Consider the following 23,825-nt stretch of genomic DNA (forward strand, 5'->3'; position numbering starts at 1 on the left):
GTGACGACAAGAATTTATTCAGACAGGAATGTATCCGTAATGAGTAGCACTGATATTCGGGTCCAGGTGGGACCGGCCAACTATTTTTCTTTCCCAGGGGCGATCGACAAGCTGAACGAATTTTATCCGGACGAGGTGCTGGCCCGCGCGTTCTGGATACACGGCGAACGCGCGCTGGCGGCGACGCGCGCTTATCTGCCGGCGGCGTTTTCTGCGCCGACGGCCCGGTCGGCCGGTTTTTCGGCACACTGCAGTGAAAATGAAATTGCGCGGTTGACGGCGGCGGCGGGCGATGATCGCACCGTGGTGATTGGCGTGGGCGGCGGCGCGGTGCTGGACACCGCCAAGGTGGTGGCGCGTCGTCTTGGCCTGCCGCTGGTGGCGATTCCGACCATTGCCGCGACCTGCGCCGCCTGGACACCGCTCTCGGTCTGGTACAACGAGGCCGGGCAGGCGCTGCGATTCGAGATTTTCAACGATGCCAACCATCTGGTGTTGGTGGAACCGCGTATTCTGCTGGCGGCGCCGGTGGAGTACTTGCTGGCGGGGATCGGCGATACGCTGGCGAAATGGTATGAGGCGGTGGTGTTAAGCCCGCAGCCGGAAACCCTGTCGCTGACGGTGCGTCTGGGTTTGCAGACCGCGCAGGATATTCGCGATGTGCTGCTGAACCAGAGCGAATCTGCGTTGAAGGCGGCGCATAACGCCTCGCTGAACCAGGATTTTCTGGATGTTGTCGACGCGATTATCGCCGGCGGCGGCATGGTGGGCGGGTTGGGCGAGCGTTACACCCGGGTGGCGGCGGCGCACGCGGTGCACAACGGTTTGACGGTACTGCCGCAGACGGCGCATTTTCTGCATGGCACCAAAGTAGCCTACGGCATTCTGGTACAGTGCGCGCTGCTGGGGCAAACCGATACGCTGCGTCAGCTGAAAGCGGCGTTCCGGGTCTTCGGGCTGCCGGTGTCGCTGGCCGAACTGGATGTGGATATTAGCGATGAAGCGGCATTGCAGGCGGTCATCGCCCGTACTTTGCAGAGTGGCGAATCCATTCATTATCTGCCCGGTCCGCTGGACGCTGACACGCTGCTGACCGCGTTCCGGGCAGTGGAATTGGCGAACGGCTAATAAAGCAACGGGGCGGTTTTTTAAACCGCCCCGTCATTGAGGGCTGGGTTATTGCAGTTTGTCATACGGAAAGGAATTCCTGATGTAACGTGCGTAATAACGCGCTTTGGCGTTAGAGGCCATTAACTCCTCATAAATCATTCGTGCTACGTTTTTGTACTGAAACAGACTGCCGTTCAGTAATTCTACTTCTAATGTGCTGGTTTCCGAATCGTAACCTACGGCAAACAGCTCGGTGGAAGATACACGTTTGCGTTGCAAAACAAATTGCTCCCTGTTGATGGTTGCGATGTAACGGTAATGTTACTTGCTGTGTTTTTTTTGGTCAACGTCGACGCCAGAGGGTCGAAAAAATCGTCAGCAAAACAGACGAAAGAATACAAGAACAGCTTATTATTTCCCTATTTCACCTGCACATCGGCAGATGATGCCACGTTTGCAGGAATCTATCTGTCAGTCAACGATTGGCTGTCAGGATGAATTCCTGTTTTGGTGGCGATCACGTTTTTAATGTCATACCGGCACATCAGCGGTGGTTCAATCTGAACCGTCTGTTGTGCCGGTTTTATCGCATTATTAAACAACTCTGATCAGTTCGACTGCAAGTGCTTTGCATGAAAACGCAGATGATCTTCGATAAAGCTGGCGATGAAGTAGTAGCTGTGGTCATAACCCGGCTGAATACGCAGCGTCAGCGGCCATTGCCGTGCGCTGGCGACGGCTTCCAACTGCTCAGGCTGAAGCTGGACGGGCAGGAAGCTGTCGCCGTCGCCCTGATCGATCAACGTCGGCAGCGGCGCGTCGCTGTGAGCGAGCAGATGGCAACTGTCGTACTGCAGCCACTGCTGGCGATCGTCGCCCAGATAGGCGCTGAAGGCTTTTTGCCCCCAGGGCACCTGCGTCGGGTTGACGATTGGCGCAAAGGCCGACACCGAACGAAAACGCCCCGGATGGCGCAGCGCCAGCATCAGCGCGCCGTGCCCGCCCATCGAATGACCGCTGATGGCGACCCGATCGCTGGCGCTGACGTGCTGGCGCACCAGCGCCGGCAGTTCGTCGCTGATATAGTCGAACATGCGGAAATGCCGGTCCCAGGGGGATTGCGTGGCGTTGACATAAAAGCCGGCGCCTTTACCCAGATCGTACTGGGCGTCGTCCGCAACCTCATCGCCGCGCGGACTGGTGTCCGGCATCACCAGCGCCAGCCCCAGTTCCGCCGCCACCCGCTGGGCGCCGGACTTGAAGGTGAAATTCTCGTCGTTGCAGGTCAGCCCCGACAGCCAGTACAGCACCGGCGGCGGAGCCTCCCCGGCGAGGGGAGGATAAAACACGCTGAAGGTCATGTCGCAGTTCAACGTGGCGGAGGCATGGCGGTAACGCCGCTGCCAGCCGCCGAACAACCGGTGTTCTTCCAGTAATTCCAGTGACGCAGTCATGGTGTGCGAGTTTCCTGTCATCAGTTGAAATGAACCACGGAACGGATGGATTTCCCTTCGTGCATCAGATCGAATGCCTCGTTGATCTGTTCGAGCGGCATGGTGTGGGTGATGAAGTCGTTGAGCTGGAATTCACCGTCCAGATAGCGCTGAACGATTCCCGGCAACTGACTACGGCCTTTGACGCCGCCGAAGGCGGAACCGCGCCATACGCGCCCGGTCACCAACTGGAACGGACGGGTGGCGATCTCTTCGCCTGCGCCAGCCACGCCGATGATGACCGACTCGCCCCAACCTTTATGGCAACACTCCAGCGCGGAACGCATCACGTTGACATTACCGATACACTCGAAGGAGAAATCCACGCCGCCGTCGGTCATGTCGACGATCACTTCCTGGATCGGCTTGTCGTAATCTTTCGGATTGACCAGATCGGTCGCGCCCAGTTTGCGGGCCAGATCGAACTTGCTGGTGTTGAGGTCAATACCGATGATGCGACCGGCGCCCGCCATTTTCGCGCCGATGATGGCGGACAGACCGATGCCGCCCAGACCGAAGATCGCCACGGTGTCGCCCGGTTTCACCTTGGCGGTGTTGGTCACGGCGCCCATGCCGGTGGTCACGCCGCAACCCAGCAGGCACACTTCTTCCAGCGGCGCTTCCTTATTGATTTTCGCCAGAGAGATTTCCGCCACGACGGTGCGTTCTGCAAAGGTGGAGGTGCCCATGTAGTGGAAAATCGGCTTGCCGTCTTTGAAAAAACGAGTGGTGCCGTCCGGCATCAGACCTTTGCCCTGGGTGGCGCGGATGGCCTGACACAGGTTGGTTTTGCCAGAACGGCAGAATTTGCACTCGCCGCACTCCGGGGTGTACAGCGGAATGACGTGGTCGCCGACCGCCACGCTGGTCACGCCTTCGCCTACCGCTTCCACGATGCCGGCGCCTTCATGGCCGAGGATCGCCGGGAACACGCCCTCCGGATCCTTACCGGACAGGGTGTAGGCATCGGTATGGCAGACGCCGCTGGCGAGGATGCGCACCAGCACTTCGCCTTTCTGCGGCGGCATCAGATCCACTTCTTCAATGGACAGCGGCTGGTTGGGGCCCCAGGCGACGGCGGCGCGGGTTTTGATCATTTGCATGGTGAAGCTCCTTATTCAGAGTGGCGCAGCCGCCGGAATGACGCAGCGGCTGCCAGGGATAATGCGGCATTGACATCGAATGCCGACAGGGAATGCATCAGGCGCCGATTTCAATCATCAGTTTTTTCAGCGCCTCGACATTGGGACCGAAGGCGTCCCGCCGCCAGATAAGCCAGGTGCTGACCGACGCAATGTCGGTAGGCAGGTGATGGACCTGAACCTGCTGACCGGCAGGCAGGGCTTCCAGTACGCTGAGCGGCACCATCGCCACGCCGCTGCCGCCGGCCACGCCCGCCAGCAGGGCGCTATACGACGGCATTTCCAGCACGGCGGCGGGCGAGATGCCCTGCCCGCGAAACCAGCCTTCCAGCCGCTGGCGGTAGCCGCAGCCGGGCGCGAAGGCCAGCAACGGCAGATTACGCACCTGCGCCGCCTGAGAAACCGGCGGTATGCCGGCGGCGGTAATCAGCGCCAGCTGTTGTGAAAACACCCGGCAACTGTTGACGGCGTCATGATTAATCGGCCCGGTTACCAGCGCCGTAGCCAGTTCGCCGGCGTTCACGGCATCCAGCAACGCGCCGCAGGTGTCGCTGCGCAACGCTAACTGAACCTGCGGATAGCGGCGGTGGTACAGCGCCAGCAATTCGGGCAGCGCGGTGATCAGCAGACTTTCCACCGCGCCCAGCGCGAACAGGCCGGCGGGTTCGCTGGTGTGCGCCATCGCCAGCGCTTCATCGCTCAACGCCAGAATACGCTGGGCGTAGCACAGGAAATTATGGCCTGCCGGTGAAAGGCGAACGCGCTGGCGCTCACGAATAAACAGATCGGTACCCAGTTCCTGTTCCAACTGGCGCAGCCGGGTGGTGAGGTTGGAAGGCACGCGGCCGAGCTGTGCGGCCGCGCGCACCAGCGAGCCGGTTTCCGCCACCAGACAGAACATACGCAGTTGGGTTAGGTCCATATTATTCTCTTTTCGTGAATAACTTTTATTGAGTTGTTTATTTATATTGAGTGTAACGGTTGTGTTTGCCACTGGCAACCCGGTTGTTGATCCGGTTGCTGACCGCCAGAAACGGTGTGGAAATGCATTTGGCGTCATCACCGTGTCGGATACGGCCCAATGTGTGCCACCGGTGATGAAAGACCGGTGGTCATGGTTATATGGAAAACCCCGATTAGGCGAACATGTAATTGGCGAGCGTTGACTATCCGTTTATCCCCGCCGGACGGCAAATTGCCGTGGCGCCGGTTGGCCGAGCTCATCCCAATACTAACCAGAGTCGGCGACCGGGGATTCGCCTGGTCGCCGTCGGCCTGCAACTCGAATTATTTTAGGGGAGATATCTATAAACACCGGTCGTTCGCCGCCGTTTTTTTTATTTTTTGTGACATTTAAATCCGCCGTCGGGTAATAGCGCGGCTTTTTTTTTATCGCAGAGTAAGGATAAGATGGGATTCGGGTTTTGGCACGGAGCCTGTTTATTCCTCTTTTTTCTTTGTGACATCCTATGGACGACACAGACGGTCAGAACTGACTGATCTCCTACCCGTTATACCCGCCATATTTCAATTGCGGATGTGTTGGTCGCTTTCCCTGACTCCCGTCTCTTACCCGTGTAGGCGACCGGGGAGCCGCTGGGTTGCTGCCTGCGCGCGACTTGAATTATTTAGGGTAAATAGCTCCATGCATCCTTGCGCCATCGCGTTTGCTGCGCTGCGGATGAGACATTATTCAAATCAGACACACACTATCTGGATATCATGATGCGCATTTTAAAAAATATCACCATCAGGGCCATGTTGTTAATCATACTCGTCGGATTCACTTTAATCTGGGGAGGCAGCGCGATTACCACTATCGTGTCATTAAATAAAATCGAGTCCTTATTGGACACCAATCAGACCGAGAAAAAAAATTACACTATTCTGTCCAACGGCCGCGAAGCCTTTACCCAGTCCATCGCGCTGATTAACCGCAGTACGCTGTTCCAGCAACGGGGGGATAGCGCTCAGGCTCAGGCGCTGCTGCAAAAAGTGCAGGGCAACCTCGACAGCACCCGAACGCTGCTGACCACCTTTCGCGCCGCCAGCCATGACGGCATCAACACCACGCTGGCGGGACAAATCGCCGACTCGTGGGATAACGCCATTTCCCAGGCGCTGATGCCGATGCTGAACGCCAGCCGCGCCGGCCGCTTCGATGAATACCAGCATTATTATCTGGACGTTTACCCCGCGCTGGCGCAGGCGTTTGGCAACAACGTGGCGCAGTACGGCGAGGCGATACAGGTCGACGATTCGTTGAGCAAAGCGAATCGTCTGGCTTCCATCAGCCGGGATGTGCTGAGCGCCGCTCTGATTTTCGGGCTGCTGGCGTTGCTTCTGTGCGATCGCTATCTGGTCAACTATCTGGTTAAACCGGTAGGGGATATCAAGCGTCATCTGACCGCCCTGACGGAGGGGCGTCTTGGCGCGGATTTGCAGGAGTTTGGCCGTAACTGCGTCGGGCAACTGATTCCCTACATCCGGCAAATGCAGAGCAATCTGCGCGATACCGTGAGCGTGATCCGCGATAGTTCGGCGGCGCTGCATGTCGGCGCGAGCGAGATTAAAAGCGGCAACGACGAGCTGGCCAGCCGGACGGAAGAACAAGCCGCGGCGCTGCAACAGACGGCCGCCAGCATGGAACAGTTGAGCGCCACGGTTATCCAGAACGCGGATAACCTTAAGCAGGCGAGCAAGCTGGCGCAGGAAGCCACCGAACGCGCGCTCAGCGGCGGCGAAGCCGGCAAATCGCTGGAATCGATGATGAAGGGGATTTCTGACAGTTCACGTCAAATCAATGACATTATCACTCTGATCAACGGCATTGCTTTCCAGACCAATATTCTGGCGCTGAACGCCGCGGTGGAAGCGGCGCGCGCGGGCGAGGCCGGGCGCGGTTTCGCCGTGGTGGCGGGCGAAGTGCGTAATCTGGCTCAGCGTAGCGGCCAGGCGGCTAAGGATATCGGTGCGTTGATCGGCGATTCCGTTCAGCGCGTCGAAGCGGGATCCATCCAATTGACGCAGGCTGGTGCGGCAATGAGCGATATTATTAACAGCATCATGAGCGTGGATGCGTTGATCCGCGATATCGCGTCGGCGTCTGAAGAGCAGAAGAATGGCATCATGCAGGTGGGTCAGGCGGTGACGGAAATGGACAGCGTGACCCAGCAGAATGCGGCGTTGGTCGAGGAAGCGGCATCATCGGCGGCATCGCTGGAATCCCAGGCCCGGCAACTGGCGGACGCCGTCACCGTATTCAGCCTGTCGGAGGAGGAGCACCGCTATTCCGCCAACGGAATGCTGCCTTCTTCACCACTGGCATTGAGCGTATCGCCGTCCCGGTAATATTAAACGCCGTGTCGTGAACATCGCGGCTTCTCTTGCCCCGATCGCGTAATAAAAACCACCGGTTCAATACCGGTGGTTTTTTTATCGCTAAAATCGCCTAAATCATGCCCCATCACTTGGCAGGTTGCCCGCGTCGGCTGCTCTGTATCCCGTTTCTCTGCCTTGCCTTTTCGGCATGACGGCCCGTTCGCCTAAGGCTTTCCTGTCGCTGGAATAAGTTAGGATATAACGATGACAACAATAGGTATCCTTAATCAAAAGGAAAATAGTCAGTAATATTAAAGGGAAGGTACAAAGATATTTTATAATGTGACCGCGTAAGAAATTGTCTTTTTTAATTTAAGGCTCGCTTAATTTTTAATAGATAATCTTTGAGGTGAAGATTGTCGGGTTCTCGGATTATTTTTCTGAGCAACGAAAACGATAAACTGAAGTGCTATTTCACTTGTTTAATTGGCAATAGTTTACACCGGAAAGATTAGTGCTGTGACTGATTTTCAGCGCTGGCTTTGCCGGTTTGACCAGGGTTTTTCTTGTCACGATGCGAAGATAGGTAAGCAGCGGTAAAGAATACGTCTGATTACATGGGTAGCAACCAACGCAGGTGACTATGACTAATATACGTGCCATGCACTCAGAAAATGATTCGGAGCCTGTTATGAGTTTCTTAAAGAATATTACCGTCAGACGAATGATGTTAATTATCCTGGCGCTGTTTACGGTTGTGTGGGGAATGGCGTCCTCGTTTACCCTGTATTCACTTGGCAATGTCAATGGTTTATTAAGTGACAATCAGGATCAGAAGAAAAGTTATTCCATTCTGGTTCGCGGCAACGACCAATATTCCCGTGCGGTAATGCGTATGTCGCGCATACCGGAATTTATACAGCAAGGCGATATGGATAATGCCCAGAAAACGTTGGGCTCTGCGACGGATGCGTTGAACAATGCCAAAGAGGCGTTGGCGCAGTTTAAGCGCAGCCGGCAGGTCGGCGTTAGCAATGAACAGGTTCAGCAACTGACTGCATCGTGGGAACAGATCCTCAGCAATGCGGTCGAGCCAATGATGAGCGCGCTGAAAGACGGGCGAATGGATGAATTTAAACGAATTTTCCTGAAACAATATCCGCCGATGAGCGTGGAGTTCGGTGAGTTGACAGAAAAATACGCCGCCGCTATCCAGTCCGACAGCACCATTATGAACGTGGGATATTACATCGAGATTAGCAGAAACGTATTACTGGCCGCGCTGATTATCGGTATTACCATATTGTTCCTGAGCGACCGCTATCTGGTGAGTTATCTGGTGACGCCGATTGGTCAGATTAAACGCCATCTGGAATTGCTGACCAGCGGTAAACTCGGCGTGGAACTGAATGAATTCGGCCGCAACTGCGCCGGCCAGTTGATCCCCTACATCCGGACGATGCAGCACAGCCTGCGCAATACGGTGCAGACCATCCATGCCAGTTCGTCGGTGATTTACACCGGTACCAGCGAAATCCGTCAGGGCAATGACGAGCTGTCGCGCCGTACCGACCAGCAGGCGGCCGCCTTGCAGGAAACCGCCGCCAGTATGGAAGAGCTGACCTCGACGGTGAAAAACAACGCCGACAACGTGCGTCAGGCACGGCAGATTTCGGAAGAAGCGCAGCAGATGGCGCGGCAGGGTGGCGATATTACCGATAACGTGGTAACCACCATGCAGAGCATTTCCGACAGTTCCCGCAAGATTGCCGATATTACTAATGTGATTAACGGCATTGCGTTCCAGACCAATATCCTGGCGCTGAACGCGGCGGTGGAAGCGGCGCGGGCCGGCGAGCAGGGGCGTGGTTTCGCGGTGGTGGCCGGGGAAGTGAGAAATCTGGCGCAGCGCAGCGCGCAGGCGGCCAAAGAGATAGAGACGCTGATCGGCGAATCGGTCAGCCGGGTGAATACCGGCTCTGAACTGGTGCGGGAAGCGGGCAACGCCATGGAAGTGATTATCTCCTCGGTATCGCGGGTGCATGACCTGATGGGTGAGATTTCGGCAGCGTCCGACGAACAAAGCCGGGGCATTGCGCAAATTGGTCAGGCGGTGACGGAAATGGACGGCGTGACGCAGCAGAACGCGGCGCTGGTGCAGGAAGCCACCACGGCGGCGGCGTCGCTGGAAGATCAGGCGCAGAGTCTGGCGGCGGCGGTAGCGGCGTTTGACCTGGGAGAACGACAGATTTCGCTGAACGCTCCGCGTGTGGCCGCTCCGGCGCTGAAACGGCCTGTACTGACTTCTTCGGTTAACGCGCGGCCGGTTGCGGCTTCCTCTCAGGGGGACTGGGAAACGTTCTGATACGCTTCTGGTTCTCTCGCGTTATCCCAGAATGCACCGGCTTGCCGGTGCATTCTGCTTTATGCAATGGATTAAATTCGTATGCGGGTGGTTGACGTCGGGATGATTACCCTGGACTCAATAACGGAGGGAATTAAAAAATAAACAAGGTCGAAAATGAAATAACGTGATCCTGGTCCATTTTACTTTTTTATTTTAAGGCTCACTTAATTTTCAATCTGTAATCTTAGAGATGAAGACACAGTGAACGTGTTGCTGGCCATGAGAGTGAATACGGGACGCTAAAAAGGAATGCGGATTTATTTAACCGTTATCCATGCCGGAATGAAAATTGTTATTACATTGTTGAAAATAATTTATTGAGCCAGGGTTTTTCTTGTCACAATGCGCAGCACAGTGGTGAGCGATGCATCTATTTACACTGGGGAATACCAATCGCAGGTGGCTATGACTAAGCAAGCGCTGAATGCGCGACTAATTATCCGGAGCCTGTTATGAATATTTTAAGACACATCACTGTCAGAAGAATGATGTTAATTATCCTGGCACTGTTTACCGTCCTCTGGGGAATTGCCTCCATTTTTACTCTGAACTCATTTAGCAGCATGAGCAATTTGCTGAATGACAACATGGCGCAAAAGAAGAGTTACTCGATGCTGGTCAAAGGCAACGATCAATATTTTCGTGCGGTAACCCGGATGCTGCGTGCGGTGGATTTCCTGCAGACCGGCGATGCCGATAATGCGCAGAAAACCCTGAGTTCAGCCGCCAGCGCGCTGAAAAATAGCGAAGAAGCGCTGGCGCAGTTCAAAAGCAGCGAACATATCGGTGTGGACAAAGACGTCGTGCAGCAGATGACCGATGTCTGGGGCCGATTGCTGCAAAGCGGAGTAGAGCCGATGCTGGCGGCGGTTAAAGACGGTCGGATGGACGATTTTCGTCAGCTGTTTCGCAAACAGTATCCGCCGCTGAGCGTGGAATTCGGCGGCGTGGCGGATAAATACGCGACGGCAATTCAATCCGACGACGCTATCATTTCGGCATCGCAACACATTGCCATCAACAAGAATGTACTGCTGGTCGCGCTGATTATTGGGGTTATCGTGCTGTTCCTGAGCGACCGCTATCTGGTCAATTATCTGGTGACGCCGATTGGTCAGATTAAACGTCATCTGGAATTGCTGACCAGCGGTAAACTCGGCGTGGAGCTGGATGAGTTTGGCCGCAACTGCGCCGGCCAGTTGATCCCCTACATCCGGGCGATGCAGCACAGCCTGCGCAATACGGTGCAGACCATCCATGCCAGTTCGTCGGTGATTTACACCGGTACCAGCGAAATCCGCCAGGGCAATGATGAACTGTCGCGCCGTACCGACCAGCAGGCGGCCGCCTTGCAGGAAACCGCCGCCAGTATGGAAGAACTGACCTCGACGGTGAAAAACAACGCCGACAACGTACGTCAGGCACGGCAAATTTCGGAAGAAGCGCAGCAAATGGCCCGGCAGGGTGGTGATATCACCGACAGCGTGGTGACCACCATGCAGAGCATTTCCGACAGTTCCCGCAAGATTGCCGATATTACCAGCGTGATTAACGGCATCGCGTTCCAGACCAATATCCTGGCGCTGAACGCGGCGGTGGAAGCGGCGCGGGCCGGCGAGCAGGGGCGTGGTTTCGCGGTGGTGGCCGGGGAAGTGAGAAATCTGGCGCAGCGCAGCGCGCAGGCGGCCAAAGAGATTGAGACGCTGATCGGCGAATCGGTCAGCCGGGTGAATACCGGCTCTGGACTGGTGCGGGAAGCGGGCAACGCCATGGAGGAGATTATCTCCTCGGTATCGCGGGTACATGACCTGATGGGCGAAATTTCGGCGGCGTCCGACGAACAAAGCCGGGGCATTGCGCAAATCGGTCAGGCGGTGACGGAGATGGACGGCGTGACGCAGCAGAACGCGGCGCTGGTGCAGGAAGCCACCACGGCGGCGGCGTCGCTGGAAGATCAGGCGCAGAGTCTGGCGGCAGCGGTAGCAGCGTTTGATCTTGGCGACAGACAGACCGCGCTGAACGCTCCGCGTGTTGCCGCTCCGGTGCTGAAACGGCCGGTGCTGAAAGCCTCCCTGCCGGCCAGTTCGTCCAACGGCGACTGGGAAACGTTCTGACGTATTAGGGACATCTGCGTTATCTTCTTCGAATGCACCGGCCAGCCGGTGCATTCGCTTTTTCACGCCGTATAGACCTCACGCTACACCCGACATCTGGCTGGAACGGATATTGACCGTCAATCGGCCGTCTGCGCACTTTAATAATTTCTTATCGCTTCTATACTCGATTGAAACAGCCTGAAACATCTGGAAACCGAATGGCGGTCGTCAGTGATATCAACGGGCTGTGGCATCGTTGTCGCTACGGTGTCGAGCCAGCAGGGCCACGCGTTTTAGCATAGGGCTGACGCATCATTTGGGGGCGATAATGCGTGATGGGATGGGAATAAAGTGGTGTAAAACTGAACAGTTGCCATCTGGGATGATTACCTTAAACTCAGTAACGGGAGAAATTAAAATGTAAGCAATCGAATTGAGAAGGCGTGATCCTGATTGGTTTTATTTATTTTAGATCAGGATGCTCCTGGTTTTTACCGTATTGTTTTGTTTTTTATCGTATAGTTTAGCGACGTGAAAACCATTGAGGGCGTTATCGGTCATGGCTGACTAAATAGAACGTCGTCAACGCTGGCGTGTTGCTTTGATTTTCTCAGTAATCATTCGTACCAGAAACATAAATGTTATTACTGACGTCTTCCCGATGATTGTTGTTGAGCCAGGCGTTTCCTTGTCATGGTACGAAGCGAGTGGCTGTGGTGAGGGATGCGTCTGGCTACAGTCGGGGTCAACCAAACGCAGGTGGCTACTATCAAACATGTGCTTAACGCGCGATTAATTGTCCGGAGCCTGTTATGACTTTTTTAAGAAATATTACCGTCAGAAGAATGATGCTGGTGATTCTGGCACTGTTTACCGTTATCTGGGGTATCGCCTCTATTTATACATTGAACTCCTTCAGCAGCATGAACAACCTGCTGGATGACACGATAGACCAAAAGAAAAGTTATTCGAATCTGGTCAAAGGCAATGATCAGTATTTCCGCTCGGTAACGCGGATGATGCGGGTGGTGGATTACCGGCAGGCCGGCGATACCGACAATGCGCAAAAGACCCTGCTCTCGGCTACCACCGCACTGAAAAATAGCGAAGAGGCGCTGGCGCAGTTTAGAAGCAGCGAGCACGTCGGTGTGGATGAGGCGCTGGCGAAGCAGATGGTCGATGTCTGGAGTCGGCTGCTGCAAAACGGAATGGCGCCGTTGTTGGCGGCGGTTAGCGAAGGCCGGAACGATGATTTCCAGCAGCTTTACCGCCAACAATATATGGCGCTGAGCGTGGAATTTGGCGATGTGGCGAACAAATACGTCAACGCCATCCAGGCGGACAATACCATCACGGCGTTGAAGGAACACATCGCCTTCAATAAAAACGTGTTGCTGGTCGCGCTGATTATTGGCGTCATCGTGCTGTTCCTGAGCGACCGTTATCTGGTCACCTATCTGGTGACGCCGATTGGTCAGATTAAACGTCACCTGGAATTGTTGACCAGCGGTAAACTCGGCGTGGAACTGAATGAATTCGGCCGCAACTGCGCCGGCCAGTTGATCCCCTACATTCGGGCGATGCAGCATAGCCTGAGCGATACCGTACAAACCATTCATACCAGTTCGTCGGTAATCCATACCGGTACCAGCGAAATCCGCCAGGGCAATGACGAGCTGTCGCGCCGTACCGACCAGCAGGCGGCCGCCTTGCAGGAAACCGCCGCCAGCATGGAAGAACTGACCTCGACGGTGAAAAACAACGCCGACAACGTACGTCAGGCGCGGCAAATTTCGGAAGAAGCGCAGCAGATGGCCCGGCAGGGCGGTGACATCACCGACAGCGTGGTGACCACCATGCAGAGCATTTCCGACAGTTCCCGCAAGATTGCCGATATTACCAGCGTAATTAACGGCATCGCCTTCCAGACCAATATCCTGGCGCTGAACGCGGCGGTGGAAGCGGCGCGGGCCGGCGAGCAGGGGCGTGGTTTCGCGGTGGTGGCCGGGGAAGTGCGCAGTCTGGCGCAGCGCAGCGCGCAGGCGGCCAAAGAGATTGAGACGCTGATCAGCGAATCGGTCGGCCGGGTGAATACCGGTTCTGAACTGGTGCGCGAAGCGGGCAGCGCTATGGAAGTGATTATCTCCTCGGTATCGCGGGTGCATGACCTGATGGGCGAGATTTCGGCGGCGTCCGACGAGCAGAGCCGGGGCATTGCGCAAATTGGTCAGGCGGTGACGGAAATGGACGGCGTGACGCAGCAGAACGCGGCGTTGGTGCAGGAAGCCACCACGGCGGCGGCGTCGCTGGAAGAGCAGGCGCAAAGTCTGTCGGCGGCGGTAGCGGCGTTTGATCTTGGCGACAGGCAGAGTGTGTTTATTTCACCTCGCGCCGCCGTGCCGGCGCTGAAACGACCGGCGCTGAAAGCTTCCTTGCCGGCCGCGACCAGTTCGTCCCACGGCGATTGGGAAACGTTCTGACGGGTTTCGGGCTTCCCGTTTTATCTCCGAATGCACCGGCTTGCCGGTGCATTTTTTCATCATAACGCCGGCGAGGTAAACGCTGTGTTGGCTTTTTCCCGGTACGGTTTTTAGGCGAATAGCCGGATGCGTCATCCCATTTTTTCTATCCCTGCCTATACTTGCTGGTAATCAGAACGCACTTGACCAGATATTGATTCTCCTGCTTATAACTGCCGGTTGGCGTTACTTTTGCTTTTTCTATGCATGACGTGTTTGCCGGTGGTGTGTGGCAACGTTAGCGTTCCGATATTTATGTCTTGCCGTATTAAGGGGTGAAGGATGCTCTGCTAATCAGTGAATCGTGGAAAAACGTCAAATAACGATCTGGAGTTAACTATGACTTTTCTAAGAAATATCAGCATAAAAATTATGATGTTAATCATCATGGGTTTTTTTGTGGTGTTATGGTGCGGTGCGTCCGGTTTCAGTCTTTATTCGCTTCAGCATGTGACTGTACTTTTGAATAAAAGCGTCTCTCAGAAAAACAGCTATTCCTCCCTGGTCTATGGCAACGATCAATATTTTCGCTCGGTTACCCGCATGGCGCGGGTAATGGATTATCTGCAATTCAATGATGCCGACAATGCCAAAAAGACGCTGGATTCAGCGCAAAATGCGATTAACAACACCAAAGATGCGCTGGAAAAATTTAAAACAGCGGAGCATGTGGGAATTGATAAGGCGTTGGCGGATAACATGGTCACAACCTGGTCGAATTTAATCAGCACCGGAATTGAACCCATGTATAGCGCGCTGAGAAGCAATAATCTGGATGAGTTCCGGCGTATTTTTCGGACGGTCTATCCCGCCGCCAGCGTCGCTTTTGGCGAGGTAGCCCAGAAGTACTCCAGCGCGATAACCAGTTCCGATTATATCCAGTCGGTGAATGCCTATAATGGCTGGAACCGGAATGTCTTGGTTTTCGCTTTGCTGATGAGCCTGCTGGTGTTTGTGATCAGCGAACGTTATCTGGCTAACTATCTGGTTAGCCCCATCGGCAGTATTAAGGCGCACATGTCAAAGCTGACCGCCGGGCGACTGGATCAACATTTGGCGGAATTTGGGCGTAATTGCGCCGGGCGTATTATTCCCGATATTAAACAATTGCAGAATAGCCTGATAAATACCGTGTCGTTAATTCGTAATAGCGCGGAAACCATTTATCAGGGCGCGACGGAAATCCGTCACGGTAATAATGACCTGTCCAGCCGTACCGAACAGCAGGCCTCCGCGCTGCAGGAAACCGCCGCCAGCATGGAACAACTCAGCTCTACCGTGCTGCATAATGCTGAAAACGTGCATCAGGCCAGTAAGCTGGCGGGAGAAGCCACCGACGCGGCAAAACAGGGCGGGAAAATTACCAACAATGTGGTGGAAACCATGGACAGTATTACCGCCAGCTCCCGCAAGATTGCCGATATTACCTCGGTCATCAATGGCATTGCCTTTCAGACCAATATTCTGGCGCTGAATGCCGCGGTGGAAGCCGCTCGGGCCGGCGAACAGGGACGGGGATTCGCGGTGGTGGCGGGAGAAGTGCGCAGTCTGGCGCAGCGCAGCGCGCAGGCGGCCAAAGAGATCGAGGGGCTGATCGCGGAATCGGTATCCCGGGTGGATATCGGCTCATCGCAGGTTAAACAGGCGGGGGAGGCGATGGGTACGATTATCACCGCCGTATCGCATGTCAGCGACCTGATTGGCGAGATAGCCTCGGCATCGGATGAACAGAGCCGGGGGATTGCGCAAATCGGACAGGCCGTCAATGAAATGGACGGCGTGACGCAACAGAATGCCGCGTTGGTGCAACAGGCGATGACGGCCGCCACGTCGCTGGAAGATCAGGCGCGACAACTGACGCAGGCAGTAGAAGTGTTCCACCTCGGCACTGAACACCAGACGGCCGCCGGGCGCGCAAACCCGGCGGGCAACATGGCGCTGAAGCGCCCGGCGCTCAGGGGAACAACCCCGGCTTTGCCGCCTGCCCGTAAGGCCAACGAGCAGGATAACTGGGAAAAATTCTGATCCTGTCCGACCACCCGTCGTGTTCGTTGTAACGGATACGGCGGGCGCGGTGTTTGACGTGGTAAGCGCCGTGGCAAGTTGAAGTCTTTTCATCAGCCATGACACACAATCACTGGATAATCTTCAGACACTCCATTAGAGTTGTGGCCGGCGTTGGCCCTGGGCAACGTCAGACTGAGAGACACCTGCTGGAGAAAAACATGTCGGCTGTATTAACAAAAGAAGCGGCCCTGGTTCACGAGGCGCTGCTGGCGCGTGGCCTGGAAACCCCACTGCGCGGCAAGATGCTGGAGAGTGAAACCCGTAAGCGCCTCATCGCTGAGCACATGACGGAAATCATGAACCTGCTGAATCTCGATCTGGAAGACGATAGTCTGGCGGAAACCCCTCACCGCATCGCCAAAATGTATGTGGAAGAGATCTTTTCCGGTCTGGATTACGCCAATTTCCCGAAAATCACCATTATCGAAAACAAGATGAAAGTGGACGAAATGGTGACGGTGCGCGACATCACCCTGACCAGTACCTGCGAACACCACTTTGTGACTATCGACGGTAAAGCCACGGTGGCCTACATCCCGAAAGAGGGCGTGATTGGGCTGTCCAAAATCAACCGTATCGTGCAGTTCTTCTCCCAGCGCCCGCAGGTGCAGGAGCGTCTGACCCAGCAGATTCTGGTGGCGTTGCAGACGCTGCTCGGCACCAACAACGTGGCGGTGTCGATTGACGCGGTGCACTATTGCGTCAAGGCGCGCGGTATTCGCGACGCCACCAGCGCCACCACCACCACGTCGCTGGGCGGCCTGTTCAAATCCAGTCAGAATACCCGGCAGGAGTTCCTGCGCGCCGTGCGTCATCACCACAACTGATCGTCCCGGTTGGTTGTCTTCCGGCGGCCGGTGTCGGCCGCCATAAAATCATGGGCATTTGCCGTGCCAGTCACTACAATTCGCTGATACTTCCCTGTATTTGCTAAAAGCCATGTCGCCACCGCCTCATTCTTCATCCCGTATTCCTATGCTGGACTTCGCCCGTGGCCTGGCGATGCTCGGCATTCTGTTAATGAATATTGTCTCGTTCGGTCTGCCGCACGCGGCCTACCTCAACCCGGCGTGGCAGGGGCCGCCTTCTGTCGCGGATGCCTGGACGTGGGCGCTGATGGATATGGTGGCGCAGGGGAAATTTCTCACCCTGTTTGCCCTGCTGTTTGGCGCCGGGCTGCAACTGCTGCTAAAACGCGGCAAGCGTTGGATTCATGCGCGATTGTTCTGGCTGATGGTGTTCGGTCTGTTTCACAGCATTTTTATGTGGGACGGCGATATCCTGCTGGACTATGGCCTGATCGGCCTGGTGTGCTACGGCCTGTTGCGGCACGCCGACAGCACCCGCATGTTGCTGCGTACCGGTGTGGTGCTGTATCTGATGGGGCTGGCGATGCTGGTGGTGTTGAGTCAGGTGCTAAGTCCGGACGGCGGCAGTTTCTGGCAGCCGGGGCCGGCCGAGGTCACCTATGAAGCCTGGTGGCTGGTGCAAGGCGGGCCGGAAGCCTGGCGTAATCGACTGTCGTTGCTGAATGAAAGCCTGTTGTCGCTGGGCATCCAGTATGGCTGGCTGCTGGCCGGGTCGATGGTGATGGGCGCGGCGCTGATGCGCAGCGGCTGGCTGCGTGGGCAGTTTAGCCAGCGGCATTATCGCCGCGTCGCGCTATGGCTGCTGCCGTTGGCGTTGCTGATTGACGGGGTGGGCGTCGCTGCACAGTGGCAACTGCGATGGGACTACCGCTGGTGCGGTTTGCTGTTGCAAATCCCGCGGGAAGTGGGCGCGCCGCTGCAGGCGATTGCGTATCTGGCGTTGTGTTACGGATTCTGGCCGACGCTGGCGAACTGGCGGCTAACTCGCTGGATTGTCGATGTCGGGCGTATGGCGTTAAGCAGCTATCTGTTGCAAACCCTGATTTGCACCGCGCTGTTCAACCGCCTCGGCTGGTTTATGCAGTTGGATCGCTGGCAGCTACTGCTGGTGGTACCGCCGGTATGGCTATGCAATCTGCTGGCGGCGCGTATCTGGCTGGGCGCTTTCCGGCAAGGGCCGCTAGAGGGCGTATGGCGCTGGCTGACGGCTCGGGTTGCCGGGCCGGTTTCTGCGCAATCCGCGCACGAACCCTGATCAGCGGGATGCTGGCGGCGACGGTTTCTGCCGCAGCGGCGGCTCCACGCGCGAATCCAGGTCGTTCATGAATTCAGGCGGCACCGCCGGGTAACTGGGCTCGTCATCCGAAATCTTGTACTCGGATGGAATCGGCACCTGCGGCCCCAGAAAGCGGGGTTCGCGCTTGAGAATGTAGAGATCGAACAGCGTACCCAACCGGGCGCCGAACTCCCGCATACGTACCTGCCAGATATCCTTGGGCGACGGCACCGCGAAGCACTGCGCCTGAATACCTTTGTGCAGCGCGATAAATAGCGCACGCTCGCAGTGGAATCGCTGGGTAATAATGGTGAAATCGTTGGTATCGAACACTTTGCGGGTGCGCACGATGGAGTCCAGCGTGCGGAATCCGGCATAGTCCAGCACAATATTGGTGGGCGGAACCCCGGCGGCGATCAGATCGCGTCGCATGGTCATGGGTTCGTTATAACTTTGCTGGGCATTGTCGCCGCTCAGCAGCAGGTAGCTGACCTTGCCGCTGTTGTAGGCGTTGAGCGCGCCCTGAATCCGGAACAGATAATACTGGTTGATGACGCCGGCGCGATAATACTTGGCGGTGCCCAAGACTACCCCGACCTGGCGCGGCGGCAGATCCTGCACATCCTCGTAAATGTAAGGCGCGGTGCGCCAGCTGATACAGCGGTCAAGCAGAAAAGCGCCGCAGGCCATCACCAGAATGGCGGTGAAAAGACCAAATATCAGGCGTTTCCACATGCTGCTGCCTTCGTCCGCATGGAGTAGATAGTCATGAGGCAAGGCTACTTGAGGCGTCGGAACGACGCAAGGCGAACTGTCCGGAAGCGATAAACGTTGCTGGTTTTTTGGTCAGAATGACGGGGTGGGGAAACACCAGCCGGGCTATCAACCCGACTGGTTTGGACGGAATCAGACCCGGCTGCCCCACAGGTCGTATTCGTCGGCGTGTTCGATTTTCACGGTAACCAGATCGCCCACTTTGACCCGGCTTTCGCCGTTCAGATAGACCGCGCCGTCGATCTCCGGCGCATCCGCCATGCTGCGGCCGATAGCGCCTTCCTCGTCGATTTCATCGATCAACACTTTCAGTTCGCGGCCCACTTTGGCCTGCAGGCGTTGGCTGGAAATCTGCTGTTGTATCTGCATGAAACGGTGGTAACGCTCTTCTTTTACTGCTTCCGGCACCTGCTCCGGCAGGTCGTTTGCCGCTGCGCCTTCCACCGGGCTGTAACGGAAACAGCCCACGCGATCCAACTGCGCTTCCTGCAGGAAATCCAGCAGCATCTGGAAATCTTCCTCGGTTTCGCCGGGGAAGCCGACAATAAAGGTTGAACGCAGCGTCAACTCCGGGCAAATCTCACGCCAGCGCTTGATGCGTTCCAGCGTTCGCTCCACCGCGCCGGGGCGCTTCATCAGCTTGAGGATTTTCGGGCTGGCATGTTGCAGCGGAATATCCAGATACGGCAGCACCTTACCGGCCGCCATCAGCGGAATGATGTCGTCCACGTGCGGGTAGGGATAAACATAGTGCAGGCGCACCCACAGCCCCAGCGTCGCCAGTTGCTCGCACAGGCTGACCATGCTGGTTTTCACCGGCTGTCCGTTCCAGAACCCGGTGCGGTGTTTGACGTCGGCGCCATAGGCGGACGTGTCCTGGGAGATGACCAGCAGTTCCTTCACGCCCGCATCCGCCAGCCGTTTGGCTTCATCCAGTACTGAACCGATCGGACGGCTGTCCAAATCGCCACGCATCGACGGAATGATGCAGAAAGTGCAACGGTGATCGCAGCCTTCGGAAATTTTCAGATAGGCGTAGTGGCGCGGCGTCAGTTTCACGCCCTGCGCCGGGATCAGGCTGGTGAACGGGTCGTGTTCCGGTTTGGGAACGTAGTGATGCACATGATTAAGCACCTGCTCGTAGCTATGCGGGCCGGTAATTTCCAGCACTTTGGGATGCACTTCGCGAATCTGATTCTCTTTCGCACCCAGACAGCCGGTCACAATCACCTTGCCGTTTTCGTTGAGCGCTTCGCCAATCGCTTCCAGCGATTCCTGCACCGCGCTGTCGATGAAACCGCAGGTATTGACGATCACCAGATCGGCGTCGTTGTAGCTTGGCACTACCTGATACCCTTCGGTACGCAGTTCGGTCAGGATGCGCTCCGAATCCACCAGGTTTTTCGGGCAACCGAGGCTGACAAAGCCGATCTTGCGTGACAGGTCTTTGCCGGCGCCACCGGATTGATCGCTCAGGGCTTTTTGCGGTGCCGACAGCGTAGTGGTCTGGGATGGATCGAAGGTGTTAACAGTCATAGCGTCTCATACATCGGGTTGGGGCGGAAAAATGCGGCGGATTATACCTGAATCATCGTCAGGAAACAGTCCCGGATGATTATAAAATAATCAGCGAGAACCGACCGCCGGCGACTGGCGCGGTTTGGTGGAACAGGATGCAAATTTGAGTAAATTTTACCTGGCGGTTTGGTTCAACATGCTATTAGTTTTACATTCTGTGTCGTTTTACATGTGGTGATTTCATCGCCATGTCCCATAACAGGGAGAACCTGCATGTTTTTTCCCCGCGTTCATTTTATTACCTTGCCGCTGCTGGCGGCAGGCTGGCTGTTTTCCATGAGTCTGTTTGCTGCGCCGACAGTCACGGTGTTGCAGGATAATCTTGATCATCCGTGGTCGCTGGCGTTCTTGCCGGACGATCAGGGATTGTTGCTGACGGAACGCTCCGGCCAGTTGCGGTACTGGCAGGCTGGAAAAGGGTTGTCGGCGCCGCTCGACGGCGTTCCGGCGGTGTTTGCCCGTTCGCAGGGCGGTTTGCTCGATGTGGTGCTGTCGCCGAATTTCCGGCAGGATCGCCGCGTATACCTGAGTTATGCCGAATCGGGACCGGAAGGATTGGCGGGAACAACGGTGGGATTTGGCGTTCTGTCGGATGATATGCGCAAACTGAACAACTTCACCGTGATTTTCCGGCAGTTGCCGAAGCGCTCGACCGGCGCCCATTTTGGTGGACGTATGGCGTTTGACCGGCAGGGGCATCTGTTTATCGCGCTGGGCGAAAATCAGCAGCGCATGCTGGCTCAGGATCTGGGCAGTTTGCAGGGCAAACTGGTGCGTCTCACCCCGGAAGGCGAGGTGCCGGCCGATAATCCGTTTGTTAACCACTCGGGCGCCAGACCGGAAATCTGGTCCTACGGATTGCGCAATCCGCAGGGGCTGGCTCTGAATCCGTGGTCCGGCGATATCTGGGAAAGCGAACACGGACCGCGCGGTGGCGATGAAGTGAATATTCCCCGGCCGGGCGAAAATTACGGCTGGCCGCTGGCGACGTACGGCATCGATTATTCGGGGCAAAAGATTCCGGAATTTCAGGGAACGGAAGTGGCCGGCACCGCCAACCCGGTTTATTACTGGAAAGTTTCGCCGGCCATCAGCGGGATGGCGTTTTACAACAGCGGCCGTTTCCCGGCCTGGCGTCATTCGTTATTCATCGGCGCGCTGGCGAGTACCAGCCTGATCCGGCTGTCGCTGGAAGGGGATCGGGTCGTTGCGGAAGAGCGGCTGCTGGCCGATCGGGGAGAGCGTATCCGCGATGTGCGGGTGGGGCCGGATGGCTATCTTTATGTGCTGACCGATCAGGATAACGGCAAATTGCTGAAAGTCGGGCTGGCGGAGTGACGACATCTAGCGTAACGGAGCGCCCGCGCCGGGCGCTCCAGCAAGATTAAGTCAGCGGCAACATCACGGTCTGACGGAATGCGTCCCGTTCGGTCAATTGCTGATACCAGCGCTCCAGATGCGGACGAGGCTGGCGGCTAATCGGCAGATTGAACCAGCTATAAGCGATGCACCCTAACGGAATGTCGCCAATGCCGAATTCATCGCCGGAAAGCCAGCGCTGCTTCGCCAGCACCGCATCGGCGATAGCAAATAATTTTTCGCAACCGGCGATGCCGGTTTCGACATCCTGCATATTGCGTTTTTCCGGCGCGGTACGCACCAGGTTGATAAAGACCTGTTTGTAAGGTTCGGTGAACCCCGCGGCCCAATCCAGCCATTTATCGATGCCGGCCTGTGTTTTCGGGTCGGCATGCCAGAAGCGGCCCTGACCATATTGCGCGGCCAGATAACGCACGATGGCATGCGATTCCCACAGCACCAGGTCGTCATCCTGCAGGCAGGGCACCAGCCCGTTGGGGTTCATGGACAGATAGTCCGGATCGCGGTTGCGGCCGAATTGCCCGCCCGCCGGCACCAGTTCATACGCCAACCCGAGTTCTGCCGCACACCAGCGCGCCTTCTTCACATTGGTCGAATTTTCACGACCCCAGATTATCAGCATCACATCACTCCTTCCCGTTGGTTTTTTACGCAATGACGCCGGCGGTTATCGTGCCGCCTGACGCTCATGCTAATGTCAGTGCTTTAAATAACGCTATTGTCACTATACTCATAGCCGCGGTGGGATGTAACCGCTTCTTAGATGGCGATTTATTCGTCATTCGGTACAACAGACAGACAGGAAATATTGATATAGCTTTTTTCTATTTACCAATCAGGCTGATATTTCCAATAATGACCGCTATTTATTAGCAGACAGGATAACTATTACATGGCATTAACCCATTCGATTCGCGCCGCGCTGACGGTTGCGCTTTTGGCTTCTGGAACCTCGCTGGCGTTAGCGCAGAGCGACCCGCACACGATCGTATTCGGCGTAGCGCCAGGGCCATACGGGGATATGGTGAATCAGGCCATCAAGCCGGAGCTGACCAAAAAAGGCTACAACGTGGTGGTGCGTGAATTCAGCGACTATGTGCAGCCTAATCTGGCGTTGTCTAACGGCAGCATCGACGCCAACCTGTTCCAGCATTCGCTGTATCTGGAGAAATTTTCCGCCGATAAAGGGCTGAAACTCACTCGCCTGATCACGGTGCCGACCGCCAGTATGGGGTTCTACTCCCGTAAAATTACCTCGCTGGATCAATTGAAGAAAGGCGATGTGATCACCTTGTCCAACGACCCGACCAACCTGGCGCGCGGTCTGCGTTTTCTGCAATCGTTGGGGTTGATCACCATTAAACCGAATATTGATCCGACCAAAGCGTCGGAAAAAGATATTCAGGACAACCCGCGCGAACTGGTGTTCAAGCCGCTGGAGGCTGCGCAATTGCCGCGTACGCTGGATAGCGTGACCGCGTCGCTGGTGAACGGCAACTTCGCCATCGCCGCCGGGCTGAAACTCTCTTCCGCGCTGAAGCTGGAAACGCTGGATGAAAACCTGAAAAACGTGATTGCGGTGCGCACCGATGATCTGGACAAGCCGTTTGTGAAAGAGATTAAAGCGGTAGTGGAATCCCCGGCGTATGCCGCGGTGATTAACGATCCGGCCACGATGTTCAGCCAGTTCCAGCGTCCTGACTGGATGACGGCGCAAACGCCGGCGCCGGCCAAATAATAATCACCTGAAGCCGATGGCGTTTGAGGTATGACGCCATCGGCAGTACGCCGAT

At 56.2% G+C, this 23,825-nt stretch carries 18 protein-coding genes; 10 read left to right on the forward strand and 8 right to left on the reverse strand.

Annotation, left to right across the window (positions count from 1 at the left end; translation table 11 throughout):
* The first annotated feature begins 39 nt into the window (after window positions 1-39).
* Window positions 40-1,128 (forward strand): oxidoreductase, encoded by a 1,089-nt coding sequence (locus CPA59_RS09720; protein ID WP_107759182.1) that lies wholly within the window; start codon window positions 40-42, stop codon window positions 1,126-1,128.
* 48 nt (window positions 1,129-1,176) lie between these two features.
* On the opposite strand, the gene CPA59_RS09725 is transcribed toward CPA59_RS09720, so the two are convergent.
* The 4 genes from CPA59_RS09725 to CPA59_RS09740 all read right to left on the reverse strand — a co-directional run bounded on the left by CPA59_RS09725 (window position 1,177) and on the right by CPA59_RS09740 (window position 4,667).
* On the reverse strand, window positions 1,177-1,389 hold the full coding sequence (locus CPA59_RS09725; protein ID WP_038918819.1) for a KTSC domain-containing protein: 213 nt from the start codon (window positions 1,387-1,389) through the stop codon (window positions 1,177-1,179).
* 329 nt (window positions 1,390-1,718) lie between these two features.
* Entirely contained in the window at window positions 1,719-2,564 is an 846-nt protein-coding gene (gene fghA / locus CPA59_RS09730; RefSeq protein ID WP_049855403.1) for an S-formylglutathione hydrolase, read from the reverse strand.
* A 20-nt stretch (window positions 2,565-2,584) separates the two neighbouring features.
* Complete coding sequence (locus CPA59_RS09735; RefSeq protein WP_038918821.1) at window positions 2,585-3,706, reverse strand: S-(hydroxymethyl)glutathione dehydrogenase/class III alcohol dehydrogenase; 1,122 nt, start codon at window positions 3,704-3,706, stop codon at window positions 2,585-2,587.
* 97 nt (window positions 3,707-3,803) lie between these two features.
* A complete protein-coding gene (locus CPA59_RS09740) occupies window positions 3,804-4,667 on the reverse strand; it encodes a LysR family transcriptional regulator (protein WP_049855401.1) in 864 nt (287 codons plus the stop codon).
* A gap of 836 nt (window positions 4,668-5,503) precedes the next feature.
* Between CPA59_RS09740 and CPA59_RS09750 the strand changes: the two genes are divergently transcribed.
* The 6 genes from CPA59_RS09750 (at window position 5,504) to folE (ending at window position 16,982) form a co-directional block, all read left to right on the forward strand.
* Entirely contained in the window at window positions 5,504-7,096 is a 1,593-nt protein-coding gene (locus CPA59_RS09750; protein ID WP_241043414.1) for a methyl-accepting chemotaxis protein, read from the forward strand.
* Between the two features lie 661 nt (window positions 7,097-7,757).
* Window positions 7,758-9,431, forward strand: a complete 1,674-nt coding sequence (locus CPA59_RS09755) for a methyl-accepting chemotaxis protein (protein ID WP_107759184.1) — start codon at window positions 7,758-7,760, stop codon at window positions 9,429-9,431.
* A gap of 494 nt (window positions 9,432-9,925) precedes the next feature.
* The gene (locus tag CPA59_RS09760) at window positions 9,926-11,587 is read left to right on the forward strand and encodes a methyl-accepting chemotaxis protein (RefSeq protein ID WP_107759186.1); all 1,662 of its coding nucleotides are present in this window, start codon (window positions 9,926-9,928) and stop codon (window positions 11,585-11,587) included.
* Between the two features lie 794 nt (window positions 11,588-12,381).
* A complete protein-coding gene (locus CPA59_RS09765; RefSeq protein ID WP_038918825.1) occupies window positions 12,382-14,049 on the forward strand; it encodes a methyl-accepting chemotaxis protein in 1,668 nt (555 codons plus the stop codon).
* Window positions 14,050-14,427: 378 nt separating this feature from the next.
* Window positions 14,428-16,113, forward strand: coding sequence for a methyl-accepting chemotaxis protein (locus tag CPA59_RS09770; RefSeq protein ID WP_049853878.1), 1,686 nt, complete (start codon window positions 14,428-14,430; stop codon window positions 16,111-16,113).
* Window positions 16,114-16,313: 200 nt separating this feature from the next.
* Window positions 16,314-16,982, forward strand: coding sequence for a GTP cyclohydrolase I FolE (folE, locus tag CPA59_RS09775; protein ID WP_038659451.1), 669 nt, complete (start codon window positions 16,314-16,316; stop codon window positions 16,980-16,982).
* On the opposite strand, the gene CPA59_RS22985 is transcribed toward folE, so the two are convergent.
* Window positions 16,970-17,119: a hypothetical protein gene (locus CPA59_RS22985; RefSeq protein WP_162942894.1), complete on the reverse strand. Its 150-nt coding sequence runs from the start codon at window positions 17,117-17,119 to the stop codon at window positions 16,970-16,972. The genes folE and CPA59_RS22985 overlap by 13 nt on opposite strands.
* Window positions 17,120-17,130: 11 nt before the next feature.
* On the opposite strand from CPA59_RS22985, the gene yeiB reads away from it, so the two are divergent.
* On the forward strand, window positions 17,131-18,279 hold the full coding sequence (gene yeiB / locus CPA59_RS09780; RefSeq protein WP_174213738.1) for a DUF418 domain-containing protein YeiB: 1,149 nt from the start codon (window positions 17,131-17,133) through the stop codon (window positions 18,277-18,279).
* Here the strand turns inward: yeiB and sanA are convergent, their stop codons facing one another.
* Entirely contained in the window at window positions 18,280-19,035 is a 756-nt protein-coding gene (gene sanA, locus CPA59_RS09785) for an outer membrane permeability protein SanA (protein WP_038918829.1), read from the reverse strand.
* 171 nt (window positions 19,036-19,206) lie between these two features.
* Entirely contained in the window at window positions 19,207-20,610 is a 1,404-nt protein-coding gene (gene rimO, locus CPA59_RS09790; RefSeq protein WP_174213739.1) for a 30S ribosomal protein S12 methylthiotransferase RimO, read from the reverse strand.
* A gap of 255 nt (window positions 20,611-20,865) precedes the next feature.
* Between rimO and CPA59_RS09795 the strand changes: the two genes are divergently transcribed.
* Window positions 20,866-21,990 (forward strand): PQQ-dependent sugar dehydrogenase, encoded by a 1,125-nt coding sequence (locus CPA59_RS09795; RefSeq protein ID WP_038918830.1) that lies wholly within the window; start codon window positions 20,866-20,868, stop codon window positions 21,988-21,990.
* A 46-nt stretch (window positions 21,991-22,036) separates the two neighbouring features.
* Here the strand turns inward: CPA59_RS09795 and CPA59_RS09800 are convergent, their stop codons facing one another.
* Entirely contained in the window at window positions 22,037-22,654 is a 618-nt protein-coding gene (locus CPA59_RS09800) for a glutathione S-transferase family protein (protein ID WP_038659438.1), read from the reverse strand.
* Between the two features lie 270 nt (window positions 22,655-22,924).
* Between CPA59_RS09800 and CPA59_RS09805 the strand changes: the two genes are divergently transcribed.
* A complete protein-coding gene (locus CPA59_RS09805; RefSeq protein WP_107759190.1) occupies window positions 22,925-23,770 on the forward strand; it encodes a MetQ/NlpA family ABC transporter substrate-binding protein in 846 nt (281 codons plus the stop codon).
* Window positions 23,771-23,825: the final 55 nt, after the last annotated feature.

Origin of the sequence: Dickeya sp. Secpp 1600 (assembly GCF_003049805.1) — a bacterium.
GTDB lineage: Bacteria > Pseudomonadota > Gammaproteobacteria > Enterobacterales > Enterobacteriaceae > Dickeya > Dickeya fangzhongdai.